Consider the following 21,276-nt stretch of genomic DNA (forward strand, 5'->3'; position numbering starts at 1 on the left):
CAATCTCAGTACGGCTGAACGCCTTCGGGCATCACGTACTCGGAGATCGGCCCGGCGATTCCGTTGATCGTCGTTCCGCCGTTGATGATGCCCGGCGCCATCTCCAGCATGTTGTGCGGGAATCCGAACCGCGGCTTGGTCAGCGCGTCGAGCCGCGCCAGCTCGTCGGCGCTCAGATTCACGTCGACGGCCCGGACGTTGTCCTCGAGCTGGGAGAGCCGGCGCGCCCCGATGATGACGGACGAGACGGCGGGCTGCGCGCGCACCCAGGCCAGCGCCACGCTGGCGACGTTGGTTTCGTGCGCCTTGGCGATGGCCTCGAGTTCGTCGATGACGGTGTAGGTCTTCTCGTTGAGAAAAGCATCGACCATGGCGCCGCGGTCGGCGTTGTGCCGGCCGCCGCTGGCGCGGGTGTACTTGCCGCTGAGGACGCCGCCCTTCAACGGTGACCATGGCGTGATGCCGAGGCCGAATTCGGAAGCCATCGGCGCCAGGTCCTGTTCGATGGCGCGTTCCAGGAGCGAGTACTCGACCTGCAGCCCGACGAACGACGACCAGCCGCGGAACTGGGCGATGAGGTTGGCCTGCGCGATCTTCCACGCCGGGGTGTCCGAAACCCCGATGTAGCGCACCTTGCCGGACCGCACCAGGTCCTCGAGCGCCGCCATGGTCTCCTCGATGGGGGTGTTGGAGTCCCAAATGTGCAGCCAGTACAGGTCGATGTAGTCGGTTTGCAAGCGCCGCAACGAGTTTTCGCAGGCGTTGATCAGTGACTTGCGGCCCGAGCCGCCGCCGTTGGGATCACCCGGGTACAGGTTGCCGCTGAACTTGGTCGCGATCGCCAGTCGATCGCGGCGCGCGGGGTGGCGCCCGATATGGTCGCCGATGATCTTCTCGGAGTGGCTTCGGGTGTAGAAGTTGGCGGTGTCGATGAAGTTACCGCCGAGCTCGAGGTATCGATCGATGATCTGTTGGGACTCTTCCACACTGGTGCCCCAGCCGAGGTCTTCGCCGAACGTCATGGCGCCCAGGCACAGCGGACTGACGCGCAGACCGGATCGTCCGAGTGTCACGTATTGATCCAGCGGCATGAGGCCCACTCCCTGGTAGATTGTTCGGTTATGAGGTTGTTCATAACAAAACTAGTTCATAGCTGAACGATCTGGCAAGCCGAATGTCTGCAGTCGATGCGGCCAAGATCTGGTCACTGAACTACCGGGTGCTGCTCTCGGTCATCGCGTGCGCCGAGGCCGATATCTGCGCGCTGGGTCTCGAGTCCAAGGAACTGTTTCTGCTCGCCGAGATCGACGAGCATCCCTATCCGGCCGAACTGGCCGCAACGCTGAGCATGCCCAAGGCGACGGTGACGCTGTACCTGAAGCGGCTCGAGGCCGCGGGGTTCGTGAGCCGCGAGATCGACCCGTGCGATCTGCGTCGCCACCGGCTGCTGCTCACCCCGGCCGGACGCCAGGCCGCCAGGAAGGGCCTGACCCTGCTCTCCGATGAATTCGACAAGCGACTCGGACGCCTCACCGTCGCGCAGCGCAACGACCTCAGGGCGCTGCTGGAAAAAATCGTCTGAATCTGGGGACGGTGGGCGTGGGCCGTTTGACCGGGCTAGTCTGACGAGTCGTGCGCGTCCTGGTGATTGGTTCCGGTGCCCGTGAACATGCGTTGCTGCTGGCGCTTCGCAAAGACCCCGAGGTCACGGGGCTGGCGATCGCTCCCGGCAACGCCGGCACCGCGCGGCTGGCCGACCAGCACGACGTCGATGTCACCTCGGCCGACGACGTCGTCGCCCTGGCGCGCGAGGTCCGCGCCGACCTGGTGGTGATCGGTCCCGAGGTGCCGCTGGTCCTCGGGGTGGCCGACGCGGTGCGGGCCGCGGGCATCGCCTGCTTCGGTCCCAGCAAGGACGCCGCCCGCATCGAAGGCTCCAAGGCTTTCGCCAAAGAGGTCATGGCCGCGGCCGGGGTGCGCACCGCGACCAGTGAAATCGTCGATACCCCCGCGCATTTAGACGCCGCCCTGGACCGGTTCGGGCCGCCGGCCGGGGATGCGGCCTGGGTGGTGAAGGACGACCGCCTGGCCGCCGGTAAGGGCGTGGTGGTGACCGCGGATCGCGGTGTCGCACGCGCGCACGCGGCCGGGCTGCTCGAGGCGGGGCACCCGGTGCTGCTGGAGTCCTACCTGGACGGGCCGGAGGTGTCGCTGTTCTGCGTCGTCGACGGCGCAACCGTGGTGCCGCTGCTGCCGGCGCAGGACTTCAAGCGTGTCGGCGACGGCGACAGCGGGCCCAACACCGGCGGCATGGGCGCCTACGCGCCGGTCCCGTGGCTTCCCGACGAGGTGTATCGCGACGTGGTCAGCAACATCGTCGAACCGGTTGCGGCTGAGATGGTTGCGCGCGACAGCTCGTTCAGTGGATTGCTGTATGCCGGGCTCGCGATCACCGCGAACGGGCCCGCGGTGGTCGAATTCAATTGTCGCTTCGGCGATCCCGAGACCCAAGCGGTGCTGGCGCTGCTGGAATCGCCGCTGGGCCAGCTGTTGCACGCGGCGGCCAGCGGCACCTTGGCGGACTTCGGCGAGCTGCGCTGGCACGACGGCGCGGCCGTGACGGTGGTGGTGGCGGCGGAGAGCTATCCCGGACGCCCCCGCGTGGGAGACGTCATCGTCGGCTCGGAAGCCGACGGGGTACTGCACGCCGGAACGGCGCGGCGCGACGACGGCGAGATCGTCTCGTCGGGTGGCCGGGTGCTGTCGGTGGTGGGCACCGGCGCCGACCTGACGGCCGCCCGGGCCCAAGCCTACGAGGTCGTGCGCTCAATTCGCCTGCCGGGCAGCCATTTCCGCAGCGACATCGCCGAGCTGGCGGCCGACGGGAAGATCCGCATCTAGAAGGCGGCGGCCTGACCGTCCCGGCGCGGATCGCTGGCCGCGAAGTAGCCGCCCTCGAGGCGCCAGATCGCCTGGCAGCTGCCGAATTGGTTATAGTCGTCGACGGCAACCAGATCGTGTCCGCGCCGGCGCAATTCGTCCAGCGTCGAATCCGGGAAACCCTTCTCGCAGCTGACCTGCATACCATCGACCCACCGGAACCGTGGGCCGTCACATGCCGCCTGAGGATTCTGCCCGTGGTCGGCGATGCGCACCATCACCTGCACGTGACCCTGGGGCTGCATCGTTCCGCCCATCACCCCGAAGCTCATGACCGGTGCGCCGTCTTTGGTGACAAATCCCGGGATGATGGTGTGGTAGGGACGCTTGTTCGGGGCCACGGTGTTCGGATGTCCAGGGGAGGCAACGAAATTCGCGCCCCGGTTCTGCAGGGAGATCCCGGTGCCTGGGACCACCACGCCCGAACCGAAACCCATGTAGTTCGACTGGATCATCGACACCATCATCCCCGCGGCGTCGGCCGCGGTGAGGTAGACGGTTCCGCCCGCCGCGGCCCCGGCGGATGCCGGCTTGGCCCGCTCGCGGTCGATCAGTCCCGCGCGGTGCTTCAGGTACTCGTCGTCCAACAGGCGTTCCGGCCCCAGCTGCATGTGTTCGATGTCGCCGACATGGGCCTGGGCGTCGGCGAACGCCAGCTTCACCGCTTCGATCTGCAGATGCACGCTGTCGGCGGAATCCGCTGGCAGCGAGGCCATGTCGAAATGCTCGAGGATGCCCAGGGCGATCAGCGCGACGATGCCCTGCCCGTTGGGCGGGATCTCGTGCACCGTGTACCCGCGGTAGCCGCCGTCGACCGTGCCCACCCAATCGGCACGATGAGCCGCCAGGTCAGTGGCCCGCATGGCGCCGTCGTTGCCCAGCGCGTGCGCCTCGAGCCTGGCGGCCAGTTCCCCACGGTAGAACGCCTCGCCGTTGGTCGCGGCGATCGTCTCGAGCGTCGCGGCATGATCCGGCAAGCTGAAACGCTCACCCGGTTTCGGCGCCCGCCCGCCGGGCAGAAACGCCGGGGCGAAACCGGGCTGGCTTTCAAAGAGCGGCACCTGGGCCGCCCATTGCTCCGCGACGGTCGGCGAGACCGGAAAGCCGTTGCGGCCGTATGATATTGCGGGTTCGAAGAGCCGCTCGAACGGCAGCTTGCCGAACTTGGCATGCAGTTCGGTCCACGCCGACACCGCGCCGGGTACGGTCACCGAGTTCCAGCCCAGGACGGGAACGCCGTTGCCGCCGAAGTATTCCGGCGTCCACGCTGCGGGCGAGCGGCCCGAGGCGTTCAGTCCGTGCAGTTGCTTGCCGTCCCACACGATGGCGAAGGCATCCGAACCGATGCCATTGGACACCGGCTCCACGATCGTCAGGGTGATGGCGGTGGCGATGGCCGCGTCCACCGCGCTGCCGCCCTGCGCGAGCATCCGTAGGCCCGCCTGGGCGGCGAGCGGTTGCGATGTGCACACAACGTTTTCCGCCAGGATGGGCTTGCGTGGCCAGGCGTACGGGAGGTTCCAGTCGAAAGGTGCGGTCACCTCCGCGAGCGTAACTCGTCACGCCGTCAGCAGCGGTGCCATCCAGGTGAGCTCGGCGGGCAACTGCGAGCTCCAAAATGCCCCGTCGTGGCCACCGGGCGAGAAGCCACCGGCCGGCGGATTGGGCAGTTGCGCGATGAATTGCTTTGTCGCGGCGTAAAAGGGATCGCTGTCGCCGCAATCGATCCGGATGGGGATCGAGGCCAGGGCGGGCATGCCGAACACGGAGTTCGCCGCGAAGTCGTCCGGCCCGTCGAAGGCTCCGGGCGCGGCCGCACCCGAGGACATCCACAGCGCCGGGCTTACCGCGCAGATCGCCGCGGTGCGGGCCGGTCCCAGCCGGCCGCCCAGCAGCAATGCGCCGTAGCCGCCCATCGACCAGCCCAGGAACGCCACCCGTGAAGTGTCCAGATTCTGGTTGCCCAGCATCGGGATGAGCTCGTCGAGCACCATGGCGCCACTGTCCTCACCGGACGACCGCTTGTGCCAATAGCCGCCACCGCCGTCGACGGCGACCACGGCGAACGGTGGCAGTCCGGCATCGACGGCCTGCGCCAGACCGTGTTCTACGCCGCCCGCCATCACGGTGGACGCGTCACTGCCCTTGCCGTGCAGCGCGATCACGGGGCGCAGCGGCTTCGTCTGGCCCGGTGGACGCGCGATCGCCCAGCTGGTGTTCACCCCACCGCGCGCGGCGGAGAGGAAGGAACCGGTCACCATCGTCGGCGCGGCCGCCGCCGGGGGAGCCGGGTCGCGGGGCGGGTTTGGCGGCGGCGCCAACGGCATACCTGTACTGGCGGTTGATCCCGGCATCGCGTGAGATGTGCGGGGATCTAACAGGATGTCGAGCCCGTAGGCACCCACCGCCCCCATAGCCGCGCTGGCGCCGAGGCCAAGCAGGGCGCGTCGGCTCAAGTCGGGCATGCGGGCCATTATGCCCTGGCCGTTTGGCCGAAATGGCAATGCAGTACCACTTTTGCTGGCACGATGGCTACTCGTGACTGCAGCGGTTACTCCAAAAGGAGAACGTCGGCGGTACGCGCTCGTCAGCGCCGCCGCCGAGCTGCTGTCCGAGGGCGGCTTCGAAGCGGTGCGGCACCGGGCGGTTGCTCGGCGGGCCGGATTGCCGCTGGCGTCCACCACTTATTACTTTTCCTCCCTAGACGATCTGATCGCGCGCGCCGTCGAACACATCGCGATGATCGAGGTGGCGCAGTTGCGGTCGCGGGTCAGCGGCTTGTCGCGGCGGCGTCGGGGACCGGAGACCATCGCCGAGGTGCTGGCCGATCTGCTCGTGGGCGACGTGTCCGGCCCGGGCCGAACCGATCAGCTGATCTCGCGGTACGAGCGGCACATCGCGTGCACCCGGCTGCCCGCGCTGCAGGAGACCATGCGCCGCAGCCTGCGCCAGCGCGCCGAGGCGATCGCCGAGGCCATCGAGCGCTCGGGCCGTTCGGTGCACATCGAACTGGTGTGCACGTTGATCTGCGCGGTCGACGGTTCGGTGGTGTCGGCCCTGGTGGAGGGTCGGGATCCGCGCGCCGCCGCGCAAGGCGCGGTGGTGGACCTCATCGAGGTGCTCGCGCCCATCGATCAGCGGCCCGTGCAGATCTGACCGACCGCTACGCCCGGACTCCGATCTGCCGGCAGCGACGGCGTCACGATATGCCCGGTGTCCGGGTCGCCGTAGATCGTCACGTTCCCGGGGCTGCGCTGCGCATACAACGCCACATAGGCGCACACCACGGCGTCGACCGGATCCTCCGCGCGCCGCAGCTCGCTTTTGCGCTGCGCGGCCGCGACGGCACGGCGCAGCGCGACCCAGCCAGCGTGCCCGGCCACCCGGAGCGGCACCGGGGCCTGCGCCAGCCGCTCGACGCCGTCCATCAACAGCAACATCTCGGATTTGAGCCCGTCCACCGTGCGCCCGGGCTTCGCCTTGTATTTCAGGGTCCGCTCCAGGCGGAACAGCGCGACGGTCGCCGCGTGCGGGTAGACCTCGATGGCGCGCCGGGCCGCCGGCGATCGGGGATCCAGGTCCAGGCCCAGAGCGGCGGCCAGCCGGCCCGCGCGCGGGCCGTCGGCGAACTCGGGCTTTCCGGTGTTGCAGGGGTGGGCACCGGCCTCATATCTGCGGAAATCGCGGTTGAGCGCGGTCTCGGCGGGACGCTGGCCGGTCGGGTTGGTCACCACCAGGGGCGCATCGAAGGCGACCAGGCAATCGCCCCGCACATACGGTTCCAACGCGGCCAGGATCTCGTCGTCGTCGCGGACCGCGCACACGCTCACCAGAGCGCCGCCCGAGTCGACGACCGCGACGCCGGTCGGATTGCGACCCGCCCAGGCGAGGTCGACGCCGGCGAAGTACATCCGCATAGGCTATGACCGCGACCGTAAGCTGTGTGTTCGTGAGGACCAAGTGAGCATTCCGAATGTGCTGGCCACTCGCTACGCCAGTGCCGAGATGGTCGCGATCTGGTCGCCGGAGGCAAAGGTCGTCGCCGAGAGGCGGCTGTGGCTGGCGGTGCTGCGCGCGCAGGCGGAACTGGGCGTCTCGGTGCCGTCCGAAGCCATCGCCGACTACGAGCGGGTGATCGAGGACGTCGACCTGGCGTCGATCGCCGACCGAGAACGGGTGCTGCGCCACGACGTGAAGGCGCGCATCGAGGAATTCAATGCGCTGGCCGGTCACGAGCACGTGCACAAGGGCATGACCAGTCGCGACCTGACCGAGAACGTGGAGCAACTGCAGATCCGGCGCTCGCTGGAACTGGTTTTCGGTCACGGCGTGGCGGTCGCCGCGCGGCTCGCCGAGCGGGCCGTGGCCTACCGCGACCTGGTGATGGCCGGACGCAGCCACAACGTCGCCGCGCAGGCCACCACGTTGGGCAAGAGGTTCGCCTCGGCGGCGCAGGAGACGCTGATCGCGTTGACCAGGCTGCGGGAGCTGATCGACCGCTACCCGCTGCGCGGCATCAAGGGCCCGATGGGCACCTCGCAGGACATGCTCGACCTGCTGGACGGTGACGCGGCCAAGCTCGCCGACCTCGAGCGGCGCGTCGCCGAATTCCTGGGATTCGCAACGGTATTGACCAGCGTCGGGCAGGTGTACCCGCGTTCGCTGGACCACGACGTGCTCTCGGCGCTGGTGCAGCTGGGCGCCGGGCCGTCGTCGATGGCCCACACCATCCGGCTGATGGCCGGGCACGAACTGGTCACCGAGGGATTCGCGCCCGGACAGGTCGGCTCCTCGGCCATGCCGCACAAGATGAACACGCGCAGCTGCGAACGGGTCAACGGCTTGCAGGTCGTGTTGCGCGGTTACGCCTCGATGGCCGCCGAACTGGCGGGCGCGCAGTGGAACGAGGGCGACGTGTTCTGTTCGGTGGTGCGCCGAGTGGCGTTGCCGGACAGCTTCTTTGCCATCGACGGGCAGATCGAGACCTTCCTGACGGTGCTCGACGAGTTCGGCGCCTATCCGGCGGTGATCAGTCGCGAGCTGGACCGCTACCTGCCGTTCCTGGCCACCACCAAGGTGTTGATCGCCGCGGTGCGCGCCGGCCTCGGACGCGAGGCCGCGCATCACGTGATCCGCGAACACGCGGTGGCCACCGCGCTCGCCATGCGCGAACACGGCGCCGAGCCCGACCTGCTGGAGCGGCTGGCGGCCGACGAGCGGTTGCCGCTGGACCGGGCGGCGCTCGACGCCGCGCTTGCCGACAAGAAGGCGTTCACCGGGGCCGCCGGTGACCAGGTCGACGAGGTGGCCGCGCAGGTGGACGCGCTGGTGAACCGCTACCCGGACGCGGCCAAGTACGCCCCGGGTGCGATCCTGTGACGCTGGCCGGCGCGCTCGCGGAGATCGACTTCACCGATCTGGACAACTTCGCCAACGGCTTTCCGCACGATCTGTTCGCGATCCATCGCCGTGAGGCGCCGGTGTACTGGCATGCACCGACCGACAACACCCCGGACGGCGAAGGGTTCTGGTCGGTGGCCACCTACGCGGAAACGCTTGAGGTGCTTAAGGATCCGGTGACGTATTCCTCGGTTACCGGTGGCCCGCGACCGTATGGCGGCACACTGTTGCAGGACCTGGCCATCGCGGGCCAGGTGCTCAACATGATGGACGATCCGCGGCATTCGCAGATCCGGCGGCTGGTCAGTTCGGGGCTGACGCCGAGGATGATCCGGCTGGTCGAGGACGACCTGCGGGCCCGGGCGCGCCGGCTCCTGGACGCGGTGGTGCCCGGCGAGCCGTTCGACTTCTTGGTCGACATCGCCGCCGAATTGCCGATGCAGATGATCTGCATCCTGCTGGGAGTGCCTGAATCCGAACGGCATTGGTTGTTCGAGGCGATCGAGCCGCAATTCGATTTCGGCGGCTCGCGCAAGGCCGCGCTGTCGCAGCTGTCGGTCGAAGAGGCCGGCTCGCGGATGTATGAGTACGGTCAGCAGCTGATCGCGGCCAAGCGGGACAACCCCACCGACGACATGTTGTCGGTGGTGGCGAACGCGATGCTGGACGGCCCCGACGGCGACGACGGATCGGCCCTGTCCGACCTCGAACTGTACCTGTTCTTCAGCCTGTTGTTCAGCGCCGGCGCGGAGACCACCCGCAACGCCGTCGCGGGCGGTCTGCTGGCGCTGGCCAACCACCCGCGCCAATTGCGGTCAGTGCGCGGCGATCTCGACGCGCTCCCCACGGCCGTCGAGGAGATGGTGCGGTGGACGTCGCCGTCGCCCTCCAAGCGCCGCACCGCCACTCGCGACGTCACGCTGGGCGGGCAGTCGATCGAGGCCGGACAGAAGATACAGATCTGGGAAGGCTCGGCGAATCGCGACCCCGGCGTTTTCGAGAACGCCGACGTGTTCGATATCGCCCGAAAGCCCAACCCGCATCTGGGGTTCGGCCAGGGTGTGCACTATTGCCTGGGCGCCAACCTGGCCCGGCTGGAGCTACGGGTCTTGTTCGAGGAACTGCTGTCCCGGTTCGGCCGGGTCCAAGTCGTCCGTCCGGTCGAATGGGCCCGCAGCAATCGGCACACCGGCATTCGGCACCTCGTCGTGCAGCTACACGAACAACCGTGACGATCCGGTTCGCCGATGTCGAGCCCTCACCCGATGTGTTCGCCGCGGTGATGGCGACGGGAATCTTGTCGATCGGCGCGCACGATCACGGATACCGGTTGATCAGCGACACGATGGGCGTCATCGCCACCGTCGGGCTGCTGCTTCTGGTTGGTCTGGTCGTCGCGAAGGTCGCCATGCCCGGCCAGAAGTTGGGGTGGGATCTGACCGATCCCGACGTCACCCTGCGCCTGATCACTTTCGTCGCCGCCTGCGCGGTGATCGACACGCGCTTGTCGTCCAACGTCTGGGTGGCGCGGGTGCTCGGCGCGGTCGCCCTGGCGTCCTGGCTGGTGCTGATCCTGTTCAGCGCGCGAAACATGTTGGCACACCGGTGGACAGAGCTGCGCGACCGCGCGCACGGCCCCTGGCAGCTGGGCAGCGTGGGCACTTCCGGGTTGGCGATCGTGATCGCCCGGGCGGCGCGGCAGACCGGTCATCACTGGTGGCTGGCGGTGGCCGTGGCCGGGTGGGTGGCGGCGCTGTGCATTTACGGCCTGATGACGTGGCTGACCCTCTGGCGTGTCGTCAACGAACGCCAGGACCGCGACGGCTTCGAACCCGACACCTGGATCCTGATGGGCGCCATGGCGATTGCCACGCTGGCCGGCGACAACATCCACGCCGTGGCCCCGGCCTGGCTGGCCGGTCCGGTGCGCGCGCTCAGCATCGTGACCTGGGTGACGGCCACCCTGTGGATACCGCCGCTGATCTACTTTGCGCTGCACCGCATCAGGCGGCACCCCAACATGCTGCAATTCACCGGTGTGTGGTGGGCGTTCGTGTTTCCGCTGGGCATGTACTCGGCAGCCAGCTTCGCCATGGCGGTCGAGCTCGGCCAGCACCCGCTGCTCACCGTCTCGCTGGTGTTCTTCTGGGATGCGTTGGCCGCCTGGCTCATTGTGGTCATCGCCGGGCTGCTGTTGGTGGCGCGGGCGCTGCTGCTAGCTCCCGCGCAGCGCGATGCCGGCCGACCGTAGTTCGAGCGCGACCAGGGCGCCGATGGTGGCCGGGTCCTCACGGCGCCACCCGCCGACCGGATCCGCGCCGACGGCCATCAGCTTTCGCGGCGGGCGGTTGGTCAGCGCGCGCAGCGCGAGCAATTGCGCGCCGGCCGGGGTCGCGGCCAGGGCGGTCACCGTCAACTTGCGCCGAAAGAATCGCAGCCGCAGAAAAAACCACGGCAGCGCCGCGATGAGGATCGGTACCGCAACGACGGCCATCGCGAGCAGCACCGCGAGCCAGGTCGCCGCGCTGTCCAGATCGTGGCCGGCGCCGGCGATGTCCAGCGCGGCGTGGCTGGCGGAGTTGAGCGGCTTGCTGACCGTGTCGCCCACCACCGGGATGTGCTGGGCGCCGTGGCCGGCGGACTCGAGGTTGCCCGCGATTCCCTTCGCGCCACTCTCCACCTGCCGGCCCGCGTCGGCGATGGTGGCGATGGCGTCGTAGACGGCCAGCCCGACGAGCAGCCAGAGCACCGTCCAGATGACGACGGCCAAGTCGCTGAACAGCTGGACGGCCAGGCGGCCGGGCCTGGTGGAGTAGGGCAGAAACCGCAGGGTCATAGCCCCGATCCCAGCACAAACCGCGTTTGCAGGTGCCCGATAGGCTGACCGGATGCCTGCACTGTCCGACTACCAGCATCTGGCCAGCGGCAAGGTCCGTGAGCTGTATCGCGTCGACGACGAACACCTGCTGCTCGTCGCCACCGACCGGATCTCGGCGTACGACTTCGTCCTGGACAGCACCATCCCGGACAAGGGCCGCATCCTCACCGCGATGAGCGTCTTCTTCTTCGGCCTCGTCGACGCCCCCAACCATTTGGCCGGACCGCCCGACGATCCACGCATCCCCGACGAGGTGCTGGGCCGCGCGCTGGTGGTGCGCCAGCTGGAGATGCTTCCGGTGGAATGTGTGGCGCGCGGCTATCTGACCGGTTCGGGATTGCTGGACTACCAGGCGACCGGAACGGTCTGCGGCATCGCGCTACCGCCGGGACTGGTCGAGGCCAGCAGGTTCGCCGAACCGCTGTTCACCCCCGCGACGAAAGCCGCACTGGGCGACCACGACGAGAACATCCCCTTCGCCCGGGTGATCGAGATGGTCGGTGCCGTGCCCGCCAACCAACTGCGCGATCGCACCTTACAGATCTACGTGCAGGCCGCCGATCACGCGCTCCGGAAGGGAATCATCATCGCGGACACCAAATTCGAGTTCGGCACCGACCGTGACGGCAACCTGCTGCTCGCCGACGAAATCTTCACGCCGGATTCTTCGCGGTACTGGCCGGCCGACGAGTACCAGGTCGGCGTCGTCCAGAACAGCTTCGACAAGCAGTTCGTCCGCAACTGGCTGACCGGGCCCGAGTCCGGCTGGGACCGCCACGGCTCACAACCCCCGCCGCCACTGCCCGAGCACATCATCGCCGCCACCCGCGACCGCTATATCGATGCGTACGAACGCATTTCCGGCCTGAACTTCAACGACTGGATCGGCCCCAGCGCATGACCGAAACGCACCTGGACGGCTCGGTGCCCCCCGTCGCCAAGCGGGTGGAGAGTCGGCGTGAGCACCACGGCGACGTCTTCGTCGACCCGTACGAGTGGCTGCGCGAAAAGACCAACCCCGAAGTCATCGCCTACCTCGAGGCGGAGAACGCCTACGTCGATCAGATGACCGCGCACCTCGAACCGCTGCGGCAGCAGATCTTCGACGAGATCAAGGCGCGCACCAAGGAGACGGATCTTTCGGTGCCCACCCGCCAGGGCGAGTGGTGGTACTACGCGCGCACCTACGAGGGCAAGCAATACCGCATCCAATGCCGTTGTCCGATAAGCGGGCCCGACGACTGGGACCCGCCGACGCTGGACGAGAACACCGAGATCGCGGGCGAGCAGATCCTGCTCGATTCCAATGCCGAGGCCGAGGGGCACGAATTCTTCTCCCTGGGGGCCGCGACGGTGAGCCTCGACGGGAACCTGCTGGCGTACTCGGTCGACATCCTCGGCGACGAGCGTTACACATTGCGGTTCAAGGACTTACGCACCGGCGAGCTGTTTCCCGACGAGATCGCCGACATCGGCGGGGGGGCGACGTGGGCCGCCGACAACCGGACCGTGTATTACCTGACCCTGGACGACGCGCACCGCCCCGACAAAGTGTGGCGGTATCGGGTGGGCTCCGGCGAAGAGGCTGAGCTGGTCTATCACGAAGAGGACGAAAAGTATTGGCTCGGTGTGGGACTCACCCGCAGCGAGGCCTACGTCTTCATCGCCTCGGGATCCTCGATCACCTCCGAGTACCGCTACGCCGACGCCGCCGACCCGCAGGCACAGTTCACCGTCGTGCTGCCACGCCGCGAGGGCGTCGAGTACGCGGTCGAGCACGCGGTCATCGGGGGGCAGGACCGGTTCTTGATCCTGCACAACGATGGCGCGGTCAACTTCACCCTCACCGAGGCGCCGATCAGCGATCCGACACAGCAGCGCACCCTGATTCCGCACCGCGACGACGTCCGGCTCGACGCCGTCGACGCTTTCGCCGGCCTCCTGGTCGTCAGCTACCGGCGCGAGGCGCTGCCCCGGATGCAGTTGTGGCCCATCAACGCCGACGGCACATATGGTCAGCCCGAAGAGATTTCGTTCGACTCCGAGCTGATGACGGCCGGCCCGGCCGGCAATCCCAACTGGGAGGCGCCCAAGCTGCGGATCAGGGCGGGATCGCTGGTCGTTCCGGCGCGGGTCTACGACATCGACCTCGCCACCGGCGAACGCACCTTGCTGCGCGAGCAGCCCGTACTCGGCGGTTACCGGCCCGAGGATTATGTGGAACGGCGTGACTGGGCGGTCGCCGACGACGGCACCAGGATCCCGGTGTCCATCGTGCACCGCGCCGGCATCGAGTTTCCGGCGCCCGCATTGCTTTACGGCTACGGCGCCTACGAGCTGTGCACCGACCCGAGCTTCTCCATCGCCCGGTTGTCGCTGCTGGACCGCGGCATGGTGTTCGCGATCGCCCACGTGCGTGGCGGCGGTGAGATGGGCCGGCTGTGGTACGAGCACGGCAAGCTGCTGGAGAAGAGGAACACGTTCACCGACTTCGTCGCGGTTGCACGGCATTTGGTGGATTCCGGCGTCACCCGGCCGCGTCAGCTGGTGGCGCTGGGCGGTAGCGCCGGCGGACTGCTGATGGGGGCGGTGGCCAACCTGGCACCGGAGCTCTTCGCCGGAATTCTCGCGCAGGTTCCCTTCGTCGACCCGCTGACCACCATCTTGGATCCCTCGTTGCCGCTGACCGTCACCGAGTGGGACGAATGGGGAAATCCCTTGGCTGACAAGGATGTCTACTCCTACATGAAGTCCTATTCCCCGTACGAGAATGTCGAAGCCAAGCGGTATCCGGCGATCTTGGCTATGACGTCGCTGAACGATACAAGGGTCTACTACGTGGAGCCGGCCAAGTGGGTCGCGGCGCTTCGCCACGCCAACGGCGAGGGCAGTCCGGTCCTGTTGAAGACCCAGATGAACGCCGGACACGGCGGCGTCAGTGGCCGCTACAAGGGCTGGGAGGAAGCCGCCTTCCAATACGCGTGGCTGTTAGCGGCCGCCGACGGCGACCGCTACGGCGGCGGCCAGGAAGACGATCTCGGCGCCGATCCGCAGCGGTAGCCGGGTCGTCATCGATTTCGGCGGATCGGGCATCCGGGACGCATAGATGTTGGCCGGGAACATGGCCAGCATCAGCAACAGGAGGCACACCGCGGCGGGCACCCGGGTGGCCGGCAACAGCAATCCGGCCGCCCCCAGCAACTCCAGCACCCCGGTCAGGGTGACCAGCAAGCCGGGCGCGGGCAGCCGGGGCGGAACGATCGCGACCAGATCGGCGCGCATCGGCGGGGCGAAATGCGCGACGCCCGTCAGCACGAACATCGCGGCCAGCCCGACGGCGATGGCCGCCGTCCAGTTGCCGACGTAGGCCACGCCGAGCCAGCCGACGGCCCGCGCGAGGACGCTGCCCACCAGCAGGGCGATCAAGGGCGCCATCGCGACCTCCTAATCTAGACGATGACAAGATCCTCACGGGTAAAGCTAACCCTGTATCTAGTCGCTGTCAAGATTGCCGGTATGCTGGGCCCATGAGCCGGCAGACCTACCACCACGGCCACCTGCGCGCGGTGATCCTGGCCGAGGCCGCGCGGCTGGTGGCCGAGCGCGGCGCCGACGGCGTCTCACTGCGCGAACTGGCCCGGTCCGCGGGCGTCTCCCACGCCGCGCCGGCGCACCACTTCACGGATCGCCGGGGCCTGTTCACCTCGCTGGCCGCAGAGGGCTTCGCCCTGTTGGCACAGGCCCTGGCCGATGCCCGGGGCGACTTCGTCGACGCCGCAGTCGCGTATGTGCGATTCGCCATCGACCACCCGGGTCACTACCGGGTCATGTTCGACGAGTCGCTGCTCGATGCGTCAGACGCGGAACTGGCGGCCGCGGAGGCCGCCGCCGCCGCGGAGCTTTCTCGCGGGGTGGCGACGCTGCAGGACCCCGACGCCCGCGCCGACCCCGGCGGCGCCGAGTTGGCGGCGTGGTCGCTGGTGCACGGTTTTGCGACGCTGTGGCTCAACGACGCCGTCAACGATCAGGTCAGGGCTACCGACCCGATGGAGACGGTGCGACGGATCGCGCGGATGCTGTTCGCCGGGTGATCGCGCTATTCGCCGGCGGGCTGGCTCGGCGGCTTCTTGGGCAAGAACGATGCCGGGATGATGGTGAACGCCACCAGCACGACGGCCAGCACGAACACCGCGGTATAGGCGTGCGCCAGGTGGTGCGAGACGTGGCTGGCCAGATCGGGGGCAAGCGGCTGACGCGGGACGGCGGACGGATCGGCCGGCAGGCCGTGCTTGCCGGCGCCCGGGCGCACCCCGCCCATCTCGTTGGCCGCCATCAGGGCCTCGTTGCGGTTGAACTGATTGGTCAGGATCACCGCCATGAGCGCGGCCCCGATCGACCCGCCAACCTGCTGATTGACGCTGATCAGCGTCGTCCCGCGGGCAACCTGATGCGGGGCCAGCGCCTGCATGAGCGCCGCGGACAGCGGCGTGGTGGTGAGGCCGATGCCCAGGCCCATGATCGCCAGCCCGGTCACCAGGACCGGTGAATACGCGGCCTGCCTGGCGACGCCGTAGGTGAAGACACCCAGCCCCACCGCCATGAGTGGCAGCCCGATCAGCACGATGTTGCCGGGCCCGCGCTTGTCCATGAAGGCTCCGCCGAGCGGCATGGTCAGCACCGCGCCGATCCCGATCGGCAGCATGTGCAGACCGGACTGCATCGGCGTCTCGTGGCCGACGATCTGGAAGAAACTCGGCACCAGCAGGCCGGTGCCGACCGAGGCGGCGCCGAATACCAGCAGCGTCACGTTGACCTGGGTGACCACCGGGTTCCGGAACAATCGCAGGTCGATCAGGGGGTGATCGGTGCGATACCAGGCGTGCAGGATGAACGCGGCGATCAGGCCCAGGCCGAGGAGGGCCGGGACCAACACATAGCGGTCGGCGATCGTGTGCCGCCCCGGGATGGAACACACTCCGCACAAGAAGATCGCCACACCAGGGGAGAGGAGCAGCGCGCCGGTGATGTCGAGCGCCTCCGACGGGGCCGAACGGTCCTTCGGGAACATGATCGCCGCGAGGGCGAAGGCCGTCAGCCCGATCGGCAGGTTGATCAGGAAGATCCACTTCCAGCCGTAGGCGCCGATCAGCCAGCCACCCAGGATCGGCCCGCCGATGGGGCCCAGCAGAATCGGGATCCCGCCCACCGCCATCAGGCGGCCGACCCGCTTCGGTCCCGCCTCGCGCGTCAGGATCACGAAACTCAGCGGCAACAGCATGCCGCCGCCGACGCCCTGGACTATCCGAAACAGGATGAGCAACAGTATGTTTGGCGCGATCGCGCACAGCAGCGATCCCAGCGTGAAGATCAGCACCGAACCCATGAACAGGCGCTTGGTGCCGAACCGATCCGCCGCCCATCCGGTAATCGGGATCACGGTGGCGAACGCGAGCATGTAGCCGGCGATCGTCCACGAAACGATGGCCTGGGTGGACCCGAACTGCTCGATGAAGGTGCGCTGTGCGACGGCGACGACGGTGCTGTCCAGCACGGCCATGATGCAGGCCAGGCCACATACCCCGGCGATCCTGAACAGGGCCGCGTCCAGCTTCTCGGGGTATTCCTCGGCGCGCAGCGACGATCCCGGGGCGGTGGGCAACGGGACACTCAAAGCTGCGGAGCGGGTCTTCTGCATGGCGCCGCTGAGCATATCCACAGGGTTGCCCCGGCAGAAGGGTTTTTACTCGTATTCGCTTATTCCCACGCGTGTAATTCGCACGGCGGAGATTGCGTCTTGCTCCCTCGCTGAACCGACAAACGGCCTGGTCGCGCGGTTACCGGGTGATTATGTTATTCGCCGGCCGTTTCGCTCGCAGGCTTTTTCGGCAAAAACCACGCCGGAATGAAGGTGCACACCACCAGCACGACGGCAATCACAAATACCGCGGTATACGCGTGCGAAAGATCGTGCACCACATTGCTCGCAAACCCGGGGGCAAGCGACTGCTGGGGTATCGCCGACGGATCGACGGGCACTCCGTCGGCGGCCGCCTTCTGGTGCAGGGCGGCGAGCTTGTTTGCCGCCACGATGTCGGGGCTCCGATTGAACTGGTTCGTCAGGATCATCGACATCAGCGCGGTTCCCATCGAGCCGCCCACCTGGTGGCTGACGCTCATCAGCGTCGTTCCCCGGGCGATCTGATGGGGCGCCAGCGCCTGCACGGAGGCGACCGACAGCGGCATCATCGTGCAGCCCATGCCCAGGCCCATGATCGCCAGGCCGACCAGCAGGATGGGCAGGTAGTGGGCCTGGGTCGCAACCCCGAAGGCGAAGGCGCTCAGGCCGGCGGTGATCAGCGCGATCCCGACCAGCACGATCTTGCCGGGGCCCTGCCTGTCCACCAGCGGCCCGGTGAGCCGCATGGTCAGCATGGCGCCCAGCCCCTGGGGGATCAGGTGCACGCCCGCCTGCATCGGCGTCTGGTGCAGCACCTGCTGGAAGTAACTCGGGAGCAGCAGGCCGGCGCCGAAAAATGCGCCGGCGAACACCAGCATCGTCACGTTGGCGTGCGTGAGCACGGGGTTGCGGAACAACCGCAGGTCTATCAGCGGATGGTCGGCGTGATGCCACGCGTGCGCGACGAAGCCCGCGATCAACGCCAGCCCGATCGCCGCCGGTATCACCACGTGGCGGTCGGCCACCGTGCCGCGGCCCGGGATGGAGGACACCGCGAACAAGAACGTCGCCAGGCCCGGCGAGAGCAGCAGCACGCCGACGGCGTCGAAGGTTTCCGACCGGGCCGGGTGATCCCGCGGGAAGATGACGGCGGCCAGCGCGATGGTGAGAAACCCGATCGGCACATTGATCAGAAAGATCCACCGCCAGCTCGAGGTGTCGATCAGCCAGCCACCCAGGATCGGCCCGCCGATCGGGGCGAGCAGCATCGGGATGCTCAAGATCGACATCAGGCGCCCGAGCCGTCCCGGGCCCGCTTCTCGGGTCAAGATCATGAATCCCAACGGCAGCAGCATGCCGCCGCCGATACCCTGCACCACGCGAAAGGCAATGAGCTGCACGATGTTTGCCGCGATCGCACACAGCAGCGAGCCCAATATGAACGCCACCACGGAACCCATGAAGAGCCGTTTGGTGCCGAACCGGTCGGCCGCCCACCCGGTTATCGGGATCACCGTCGCCAGGGCGAGCGTGTAGCCGGTCATCGTCCAGGCCACGACGGCCTGTGAGGACGCGAATTGGTCGATGAACGTGCGTTGCGCGACGCTGACGACCGTGACGTCCAAGATCGCCATCACGGTGGCCAAGATGCACACGCCGGAGATCCGCAACAGCGCGGCATCGAGCTTGTCGGGATATTCCCGTTCCTCGACACCCGGCTGCCCGGTGGGGGCGTGGGGCAGCGGCGTTTTGGCCGCTGCGTACGAGGCCTCATCCATGGCGTTGCTTAGCATATCGAACTGATCACATCGGCTGGCGCTCGATGTGCACTGCCCAGGTATGAGACCCGCCGAAATCAGTTATCGCGCTTGGTCGCGCGCATATACGCCTGCTGTCTGCGTGTCCTTCACCGTTCCGACACTTGGGATCGGCAAACTGCTGGTGTGTCTGGAAAATTGATCGTCTCGGTCTCGGGGATCGGTGAACACACCCTTCCCGACGTCGAGGCGTTCTGCGCGAAAATGGATGCCCGCAAGGTACCGGTGTCGTTGCTGGTGGCTCCCCGCCTGTCCGGTGACTACCGGCTCGACCACGACCCGCAAACCGTCGACTGGCTGACCACCCGCCGCGCCGGTGGCGACGCCATCGTGCTGCACGGCTACGACGACGCAGCCACCAAGAAGCGCCGCGGCGAATTCGCGATCCTGCGGGCGCACGAGGCCAACCTGCGGTTGATGGCCGCCGACCGCGTGCTCGAGCACCTCGGGCTGCGTACCCGGCTGTTCGCGGCGCCCGGCTGGGTGGTGTCACCCGGTGTTGTCAAGGCATTGCCGGACAACGGATTCCGCTTGCTGGCGGATCTGCACGGGATCACCGACCTGGTCCGCCACAACACCGTCCGCGCACGCGTCCTCGGCATCGGCGAAGGCTTCCTCACCGAGCCGTGGTGGTGCCGGATGGTGGTGCTGTCCGCCGAGCGGATCGCTCGCCGGGGCGGCGTCGTGCGGGTTGCGGTCGCGGCTCGTCACCTGCGCAAGCCCGGGCCGCTACAGGCCATGCTGGACGCGGTTGACCTGGCCTTGATGCACGCCTGCACACCCACCGTGTATCGCTGGGAGCCGGCCAAAGCGGTGCTCGACGCCGCCTGACGAAGCGACTGTCTGACCTGCTCGTCGGGGCACTACCCTGGTCCGACATGAGCGATTCTTCGGCTGCGGGGTTCGACGCTGATGCCATCGTCGTCGGGGCGGGCCTGGCCGGCCTGGTCGCCGCCTGCGAACTGGTGGACCGCGGCTTACGGGTGCTCATCGTCGATCAGGAGAACAGCGCCAACCTGGGCGGGCAGGCCTTCTGGTCCTTCGGCGGCCTGTTCTTCGTCGACAGCCCCGAGCAGCGCCGGTTGGGTATCCGCGACAGCCATGAACTCGCGCTGCAGGATTGGCTCGGCACGGCGGCCTTCGACCGTCCCGAGGACTACTGGCCGCGCCAATGGGCGCACGCCTACGTCGATTTCGCCGCCGGGGAGAAACGCACCTGGCTGCGCTCGCGGGGGCTCAAGCTCTTCCCGCTGGTGGGCTGGGCCGAGCGTGGCGGCTATGACGCACAGGGACACGGCAATTCGGTTCCCCGCTTCCACATCACCTGGGGCACCGGGCCCGCGCTGGTCGATATCTTCGCCCGTCAACTGCGCGACCGTTCATCGGTGCGGTTCGCGCACCGCCACCAGGTCGACGAGCTGATCGTCGAGGGCGAGGGGGTGACCGGCGTCCGGGGCACCGTGCTGGAGCCCTCGGCCACGCCCAGGGGAGTCGCGTCATCGCGAAAAGCGATAGGGCAGTTTGAGTTTCGCGCCGACGCGGTGATCGTGACGAGCGGCGGCATCGGCGCCAATCATGAACTGGTGCGCAAGAATTGGTCGAAGCGCATGGGCCGCGTTCCCGAGCAACTGCTGAGCGGGGTGCCGGCCCACGTCGACGGCCGGATGATCGCCATCTCGCAGCGGGCCGGCGCGCGGGTGATCAACCCCGACCGGATGTGGCACTACACCGAGGGCATCACAAACTACGACCCGATCTGGCCGCTGCACGGGATCCGGATCATTCCGGGTCCGTCGTCGCTGTGGCTGGACGCGAGCGGCAAGCGGCTACCGGTCCCGCTCTACCCCGGTTTCGACACGCTGGGCACCTTGGAGTACATCACCAAATCGGGGTTCGACTACACCTGGTTTGTGTTGAACGCCAAGATCATTGAGAAGGAGTTCGCGCTGTCCGGGCAGGAGCAGAATCCCGACCTGACCGGCCAGAGCATCCGCGAGCTGCTGCGAAACCGGGCGCGTTCCGGGCCGCCGGGGCCGGTGCAGGCGTTTGTCGACCGGGGTGTGGACTTCGTCAGCGCGAACTCGCTGCGCGACCTGGTAACCGCGATGAACAAGCTGCCCGACGTGCAGCCGCTGGATTACGCCACGGTGGAGGCCGAGGTCACCGCCCGGGATCGGGAAGTGGCCAACAAGTTCAGCAAGGACGGCCAGATCACGGCGATCCGAGCGGCGCGCAACTATCTGGGCGACCGGCTGGGCCGGGTGGTGGCGCCGCATCGGCTGACCGATCCGAAGGCGGGGCCGATGATCGCGGTCAAGCTGCACATCCTGACCAGAAAAACGTTGGGCGGCATCGAAACCGACCTTGCCTCACGGGTGTTGAAGGCCGACGGCACGCCGCTGAGCGGTCTATACGCCGCCGGCGAGGTGGCCGGGTTCGGCGGCGGCGGTGTGCACGGCTACCGCGCCCTGGAGGGCACCTTCCTGGGCGGCTGCATCTTCTCCGGCCGCGCGGCAGGACGCGGTGCCGCCGACGACATCACCTAGCCGCGTCCGAGGCCAACC

19 protein-coding genes are annotated in these 21,276 nt (G+C 67.8%); 11 read left to right on the forward strand and 8 right to left on the reverse strand.

The features are described 5' to 3' along the window. Positions 1 to 5: 5 nt before the first annotated feature. Positions 6 to 1,100 (reverse strand): aldo/keto reductase, encoded by a 1,095-nt coding sequence (locus tag A5732_RS15670; protein ID WP_076102707.1) that lies wholly within the window; start codon positions 1,098 to 1,100, stop codon positions 6 to 8. A gap of 74 nt (positions 1,101 to 1,174) precedes the next feature. Between A5732_RS15670 and A5732_RS15675 the strand changes: the two genes are divergently transcribed. Continuing rightward, on the forward strand, positions 1,175 to 1,582 hold the full coding sequence (locus tag A5732_RS15675; protein WP_076102708.1) for a MarR family winged helix-turn-helix transcriptional regulator: 408 nt from the start codon (positions 1,175 to 1,177) through the stop codon (positions 1,580 to 1,582). A gap of 50 nt (positions 1,583 to 1,632) precedes the next feature. After that, a complete protein-coding gene (gene purD / locus A5732_RS15680; protein ID WP_076054976.1) occupies positions 1,633 to 2,901 on the forward strand; it encodes a phosphoribosylamine--glycine ligase in 1,269 nt (422 codons plus the stop codon). On the opposite strand, the gene A5732_RS15685 is transcribed toward purD, so the two are convergent. Continuing rightward, positions 2,898 to 4,481 (reverse strand): gamma-glutamyltransferase family protein, encoded by a 1,584-nt coding sequence (locus A5732_RS15685; protein WP_076102709.1) that lies wholly within the window; start codon positions 4,479 to 4,481, stop codon positions 2,898 to 2,900. The two genes, purD and A5732_RS15685, sit on opposite strands and share 4 nt — an antisense overlap. 18 nt (positions 4,482 to 4,499) lie before the next feature. After that, positions 4,500 to 5,417, reverse strand: coding sequence for an alpha/beta hydrolase-fold protein (locus tag A5732_RS15690; protein WP_076055026.1), 918 nt, complete (start codon positions 5,415 to 5,417; stop codon positions 4,500 to 4,502). Positions 5,418 to 5,478: 61 nt separating this feature from the next. On the opposite strand from A5732_RS15690, the gene A5732_RS15695 reads away from it, so the two are divergent. After that, the gene (locus A5732_RS15695; RefSeq protein WP_065051913.1) at positions 5,479 to 6,096 is read left to right on the forward strand and encodes a TetR/AcrR family transcriptional regulator; all 618 of its coding nucleotides are present in this window, start codon (positions 5,479 to 5,481) and stop codon (positions 6,094 to 6,096) included. On the opposite strand, the gene A5732_RS15700 is transcribed toward A5732_RS15695, so the two are convergent. Continuing rightward, positions 6,075 to 6,851 (reverse strand): DUF429 domain-containing protein, encoded by a 777-nt coding sequence (locus tag A5732_RS15700; RefSeq protein ID WP_076054972.1) that lies wholly within the window; start codon positions 6,849 to 6,851, stop codon positions 6,075 to 6,077. The two genes, A5732_RS15695 and A5732_RS15700, sit on opposite strands and share 22 nt — an antisense overlap. Before the next feature lie 49 nt (positions 6,852 to 6,900). Here A5732_RS15700 and purB point away from each other — a divergent pair, with 49 nt between their 5' ends. The 3 genes from purB to A5732_RS15715 are packed head-to-tail and all read left to right on the forward strand — an operon-like array spanning position 6,901 to position 10,591. Beyond that, complete coding sequence (gene purB, locus A5732_RS15705; protein ID WP_076102710.1) at positions 6,901 to 8,319, forward strand: adenylosuccinate lyase; 1,419 nt, start codon at positions 6,901 to 6,903, stop codon at positions 8,317 to 8,319. Further along, a complete protein-coding gene (locus A5732_RS15710) occupies positions 8,316 to 9,572 on the forward strand; it encodes a cytochrome P450 (RefSeq protein WP_076102711.1) in 1,257 nt (418 codons plus the stop codon). The genes purB and A5732_RS15710 overlap by 4 nt, the downstream gene beginning before the upstream one ends. Beyond that, complete coding sequence (locus A5732_RS15715; protein WP_076102712.1) at positions 9,569 to 10,591, forward strand: tellurite resistance/C4-dicarboxylate transporter family protein; 1,023 nt, start codon at positions 9,569 to 9,571, stop codon at positions 10,589 to 10,591. The genes A5732_RS15710 and A5732_RS15715 overlap by 4 nt, the downstream gene beginning before the upstream one ends. Here the strand turns inward: A5732_RS15715 and A5732_RS15720 are convergent. Next, positions 10,556 to 11,176, reverse strand: a complete 621-nt coding sequence (locus A5732_RS15720; RefSeq protein ID WP_076102713.1) for a hypothetical protein — start codon at positions 11,174 to 11,176, stop codon at positions 10,556 to 10,558. The two genes, A5732_RS15715 and A5732_RS15720, sit on opposite strands and share 36 nt — an antisense overlap. A gap of 52 nt (positions 11,177 to 11,228) precedes the next feature. On the opposite strand from A5732_RS15720, the gene A5732_RS15725 reads away from it, so the two are divergent. Together A5732_RS15725 and A5732_RS15730 are read left to right on the forward strand one after the other, a co-directional pair. Beyond that, positions 11,229 to 12,119 (forward strand): phosphoribosylaminoimidazolesuccinocarboxamide synthase, encoded by an 891-nt coding sequence (locus tag A5732_RS15725; RefSeq protein ID WP_076054962.1) that lies wholly within the window; start codon positions 11,229 to 11,231, stop codon positions 12,117 to 12,119. Beyond that, positions 12,116 to 14,278: a S9 family peptidase gene (locus tag A5732_RS15730; protein ID WP_076102714.1), complete on the forward strand. Its 2,163-nt coding sequence runs from the start codon at positions 12,116 to 12,118 to the stop codon at positions 14,276 to 14,278. Before A5732_RS15725 ends, A5732_RS15730 begins: the two co-directional genes overlap by 4 nt. Here A5732_RS15730 and A5732_RS15735 read toward each other — a convergent pair. After that, on the reverse strand, positions 14,207 to 14,653 hold the full coding sequence (locus tag A5732_RS15735) for a DoxX family protein (RefSeq protein WP_076054958.1): 447 nt from the start codon (positions 14,651 to 14,653) through the stop codon (positions 14,207 to 14,209). The two genes, A5732_RS15730 and A5732_RS15735, sit on opposite strands and share 72 nt — an antisense overlap. A gap of 92 nt (positions 14,654 to 14,745) precedes the next feature. Between A5732_RS15735 and A5732_RS15740 the strand changes: the two genes are divergently transcribed. Next, a complete protein-coding gene (locus A5732_RS15740; protein WP_076102715.1) occupies positions 14,746 to 15,309 on the forward strand; it encodes a TetR/AcrR family transcriptional regulator in 564 nt (187 codons plus the stop codon). A gap of 5 nt (positions 15,310 to 15,314) precedes the next feature. On the opposite strand, the gene A5732_RS15745 is transcribed toward A5732_RS15740, so the two are convergent. Both A5732_RS15745 and A5732_RS15750 read right to left on the reverse strand, forming a co-directional pair. Next, the gene (locus tag A5732_RS15745; RefSeq protein ID WP_064951337.1) at positions 15,315 to 16,928 is read right to left on the reverse strand and encodes a DHA2 family efflux MFS transporter permease subunit; all 1,614 of its coding nucleotides are present in this window, start codon (positions 16,926 to 16,928) and stop codon (positions 15,315 to 15,317) included. A gap of 140 nt (positions 16,929 to 17,068) precedes the next feature. Then, a complete protein-coding gene (locus tag A5732_RS15750; protein WP_249266814.1) occupies positions 17,069 to 18,688 on the reverse strand; it encodes a DHA2 family efflux MFS transporter permease subunit in 1,620 nt (539 codons plus the stop codon). A gap of 150 nt (positions 18,689 to 18,838) precedes the next feature. Here A5732_RS15750 and A5732_RS15755 point away from each other — a divergent pair, with 150 nt between their 5' ends. Continuing rightward, a complete protein-coding gene (locus A5732_RS15755) occupies positions 18,839 to 19,543 on the forward strand; it encodes a DUF2334 domain-containing protein (protein ID WP_064951335.1) in 705 nt (234 codons plus the stop codon). Between the two features lie 47 nt (positions 19,544 to 19,590). Then, the gene (locus A5732_RS15760; RefSeq protein WP_076102716.1) at positions 19,591 to 21,258 is read left to right on the forward strand and encodes an FAD-binding dehydrogenase; all 1,668 of its coding nucleotides are present in this window, start codon (positions 19,591 to 19,593) and stop codon (positions 21,256 to 21,258) included. The last annotated feature ends 18 nt before the right edge of the window (positions 21,259 to 21,276 follow it).

Source organism: Mycobacterium colombiense (genome assembly GCF_001953985.1).
GTDB lineage: Bacteria > Actinomycetota > Actinomycetes > Mycobacteriales > Mycobacteriaceae > Mycobacterium > Mycobacterium colombiense_B.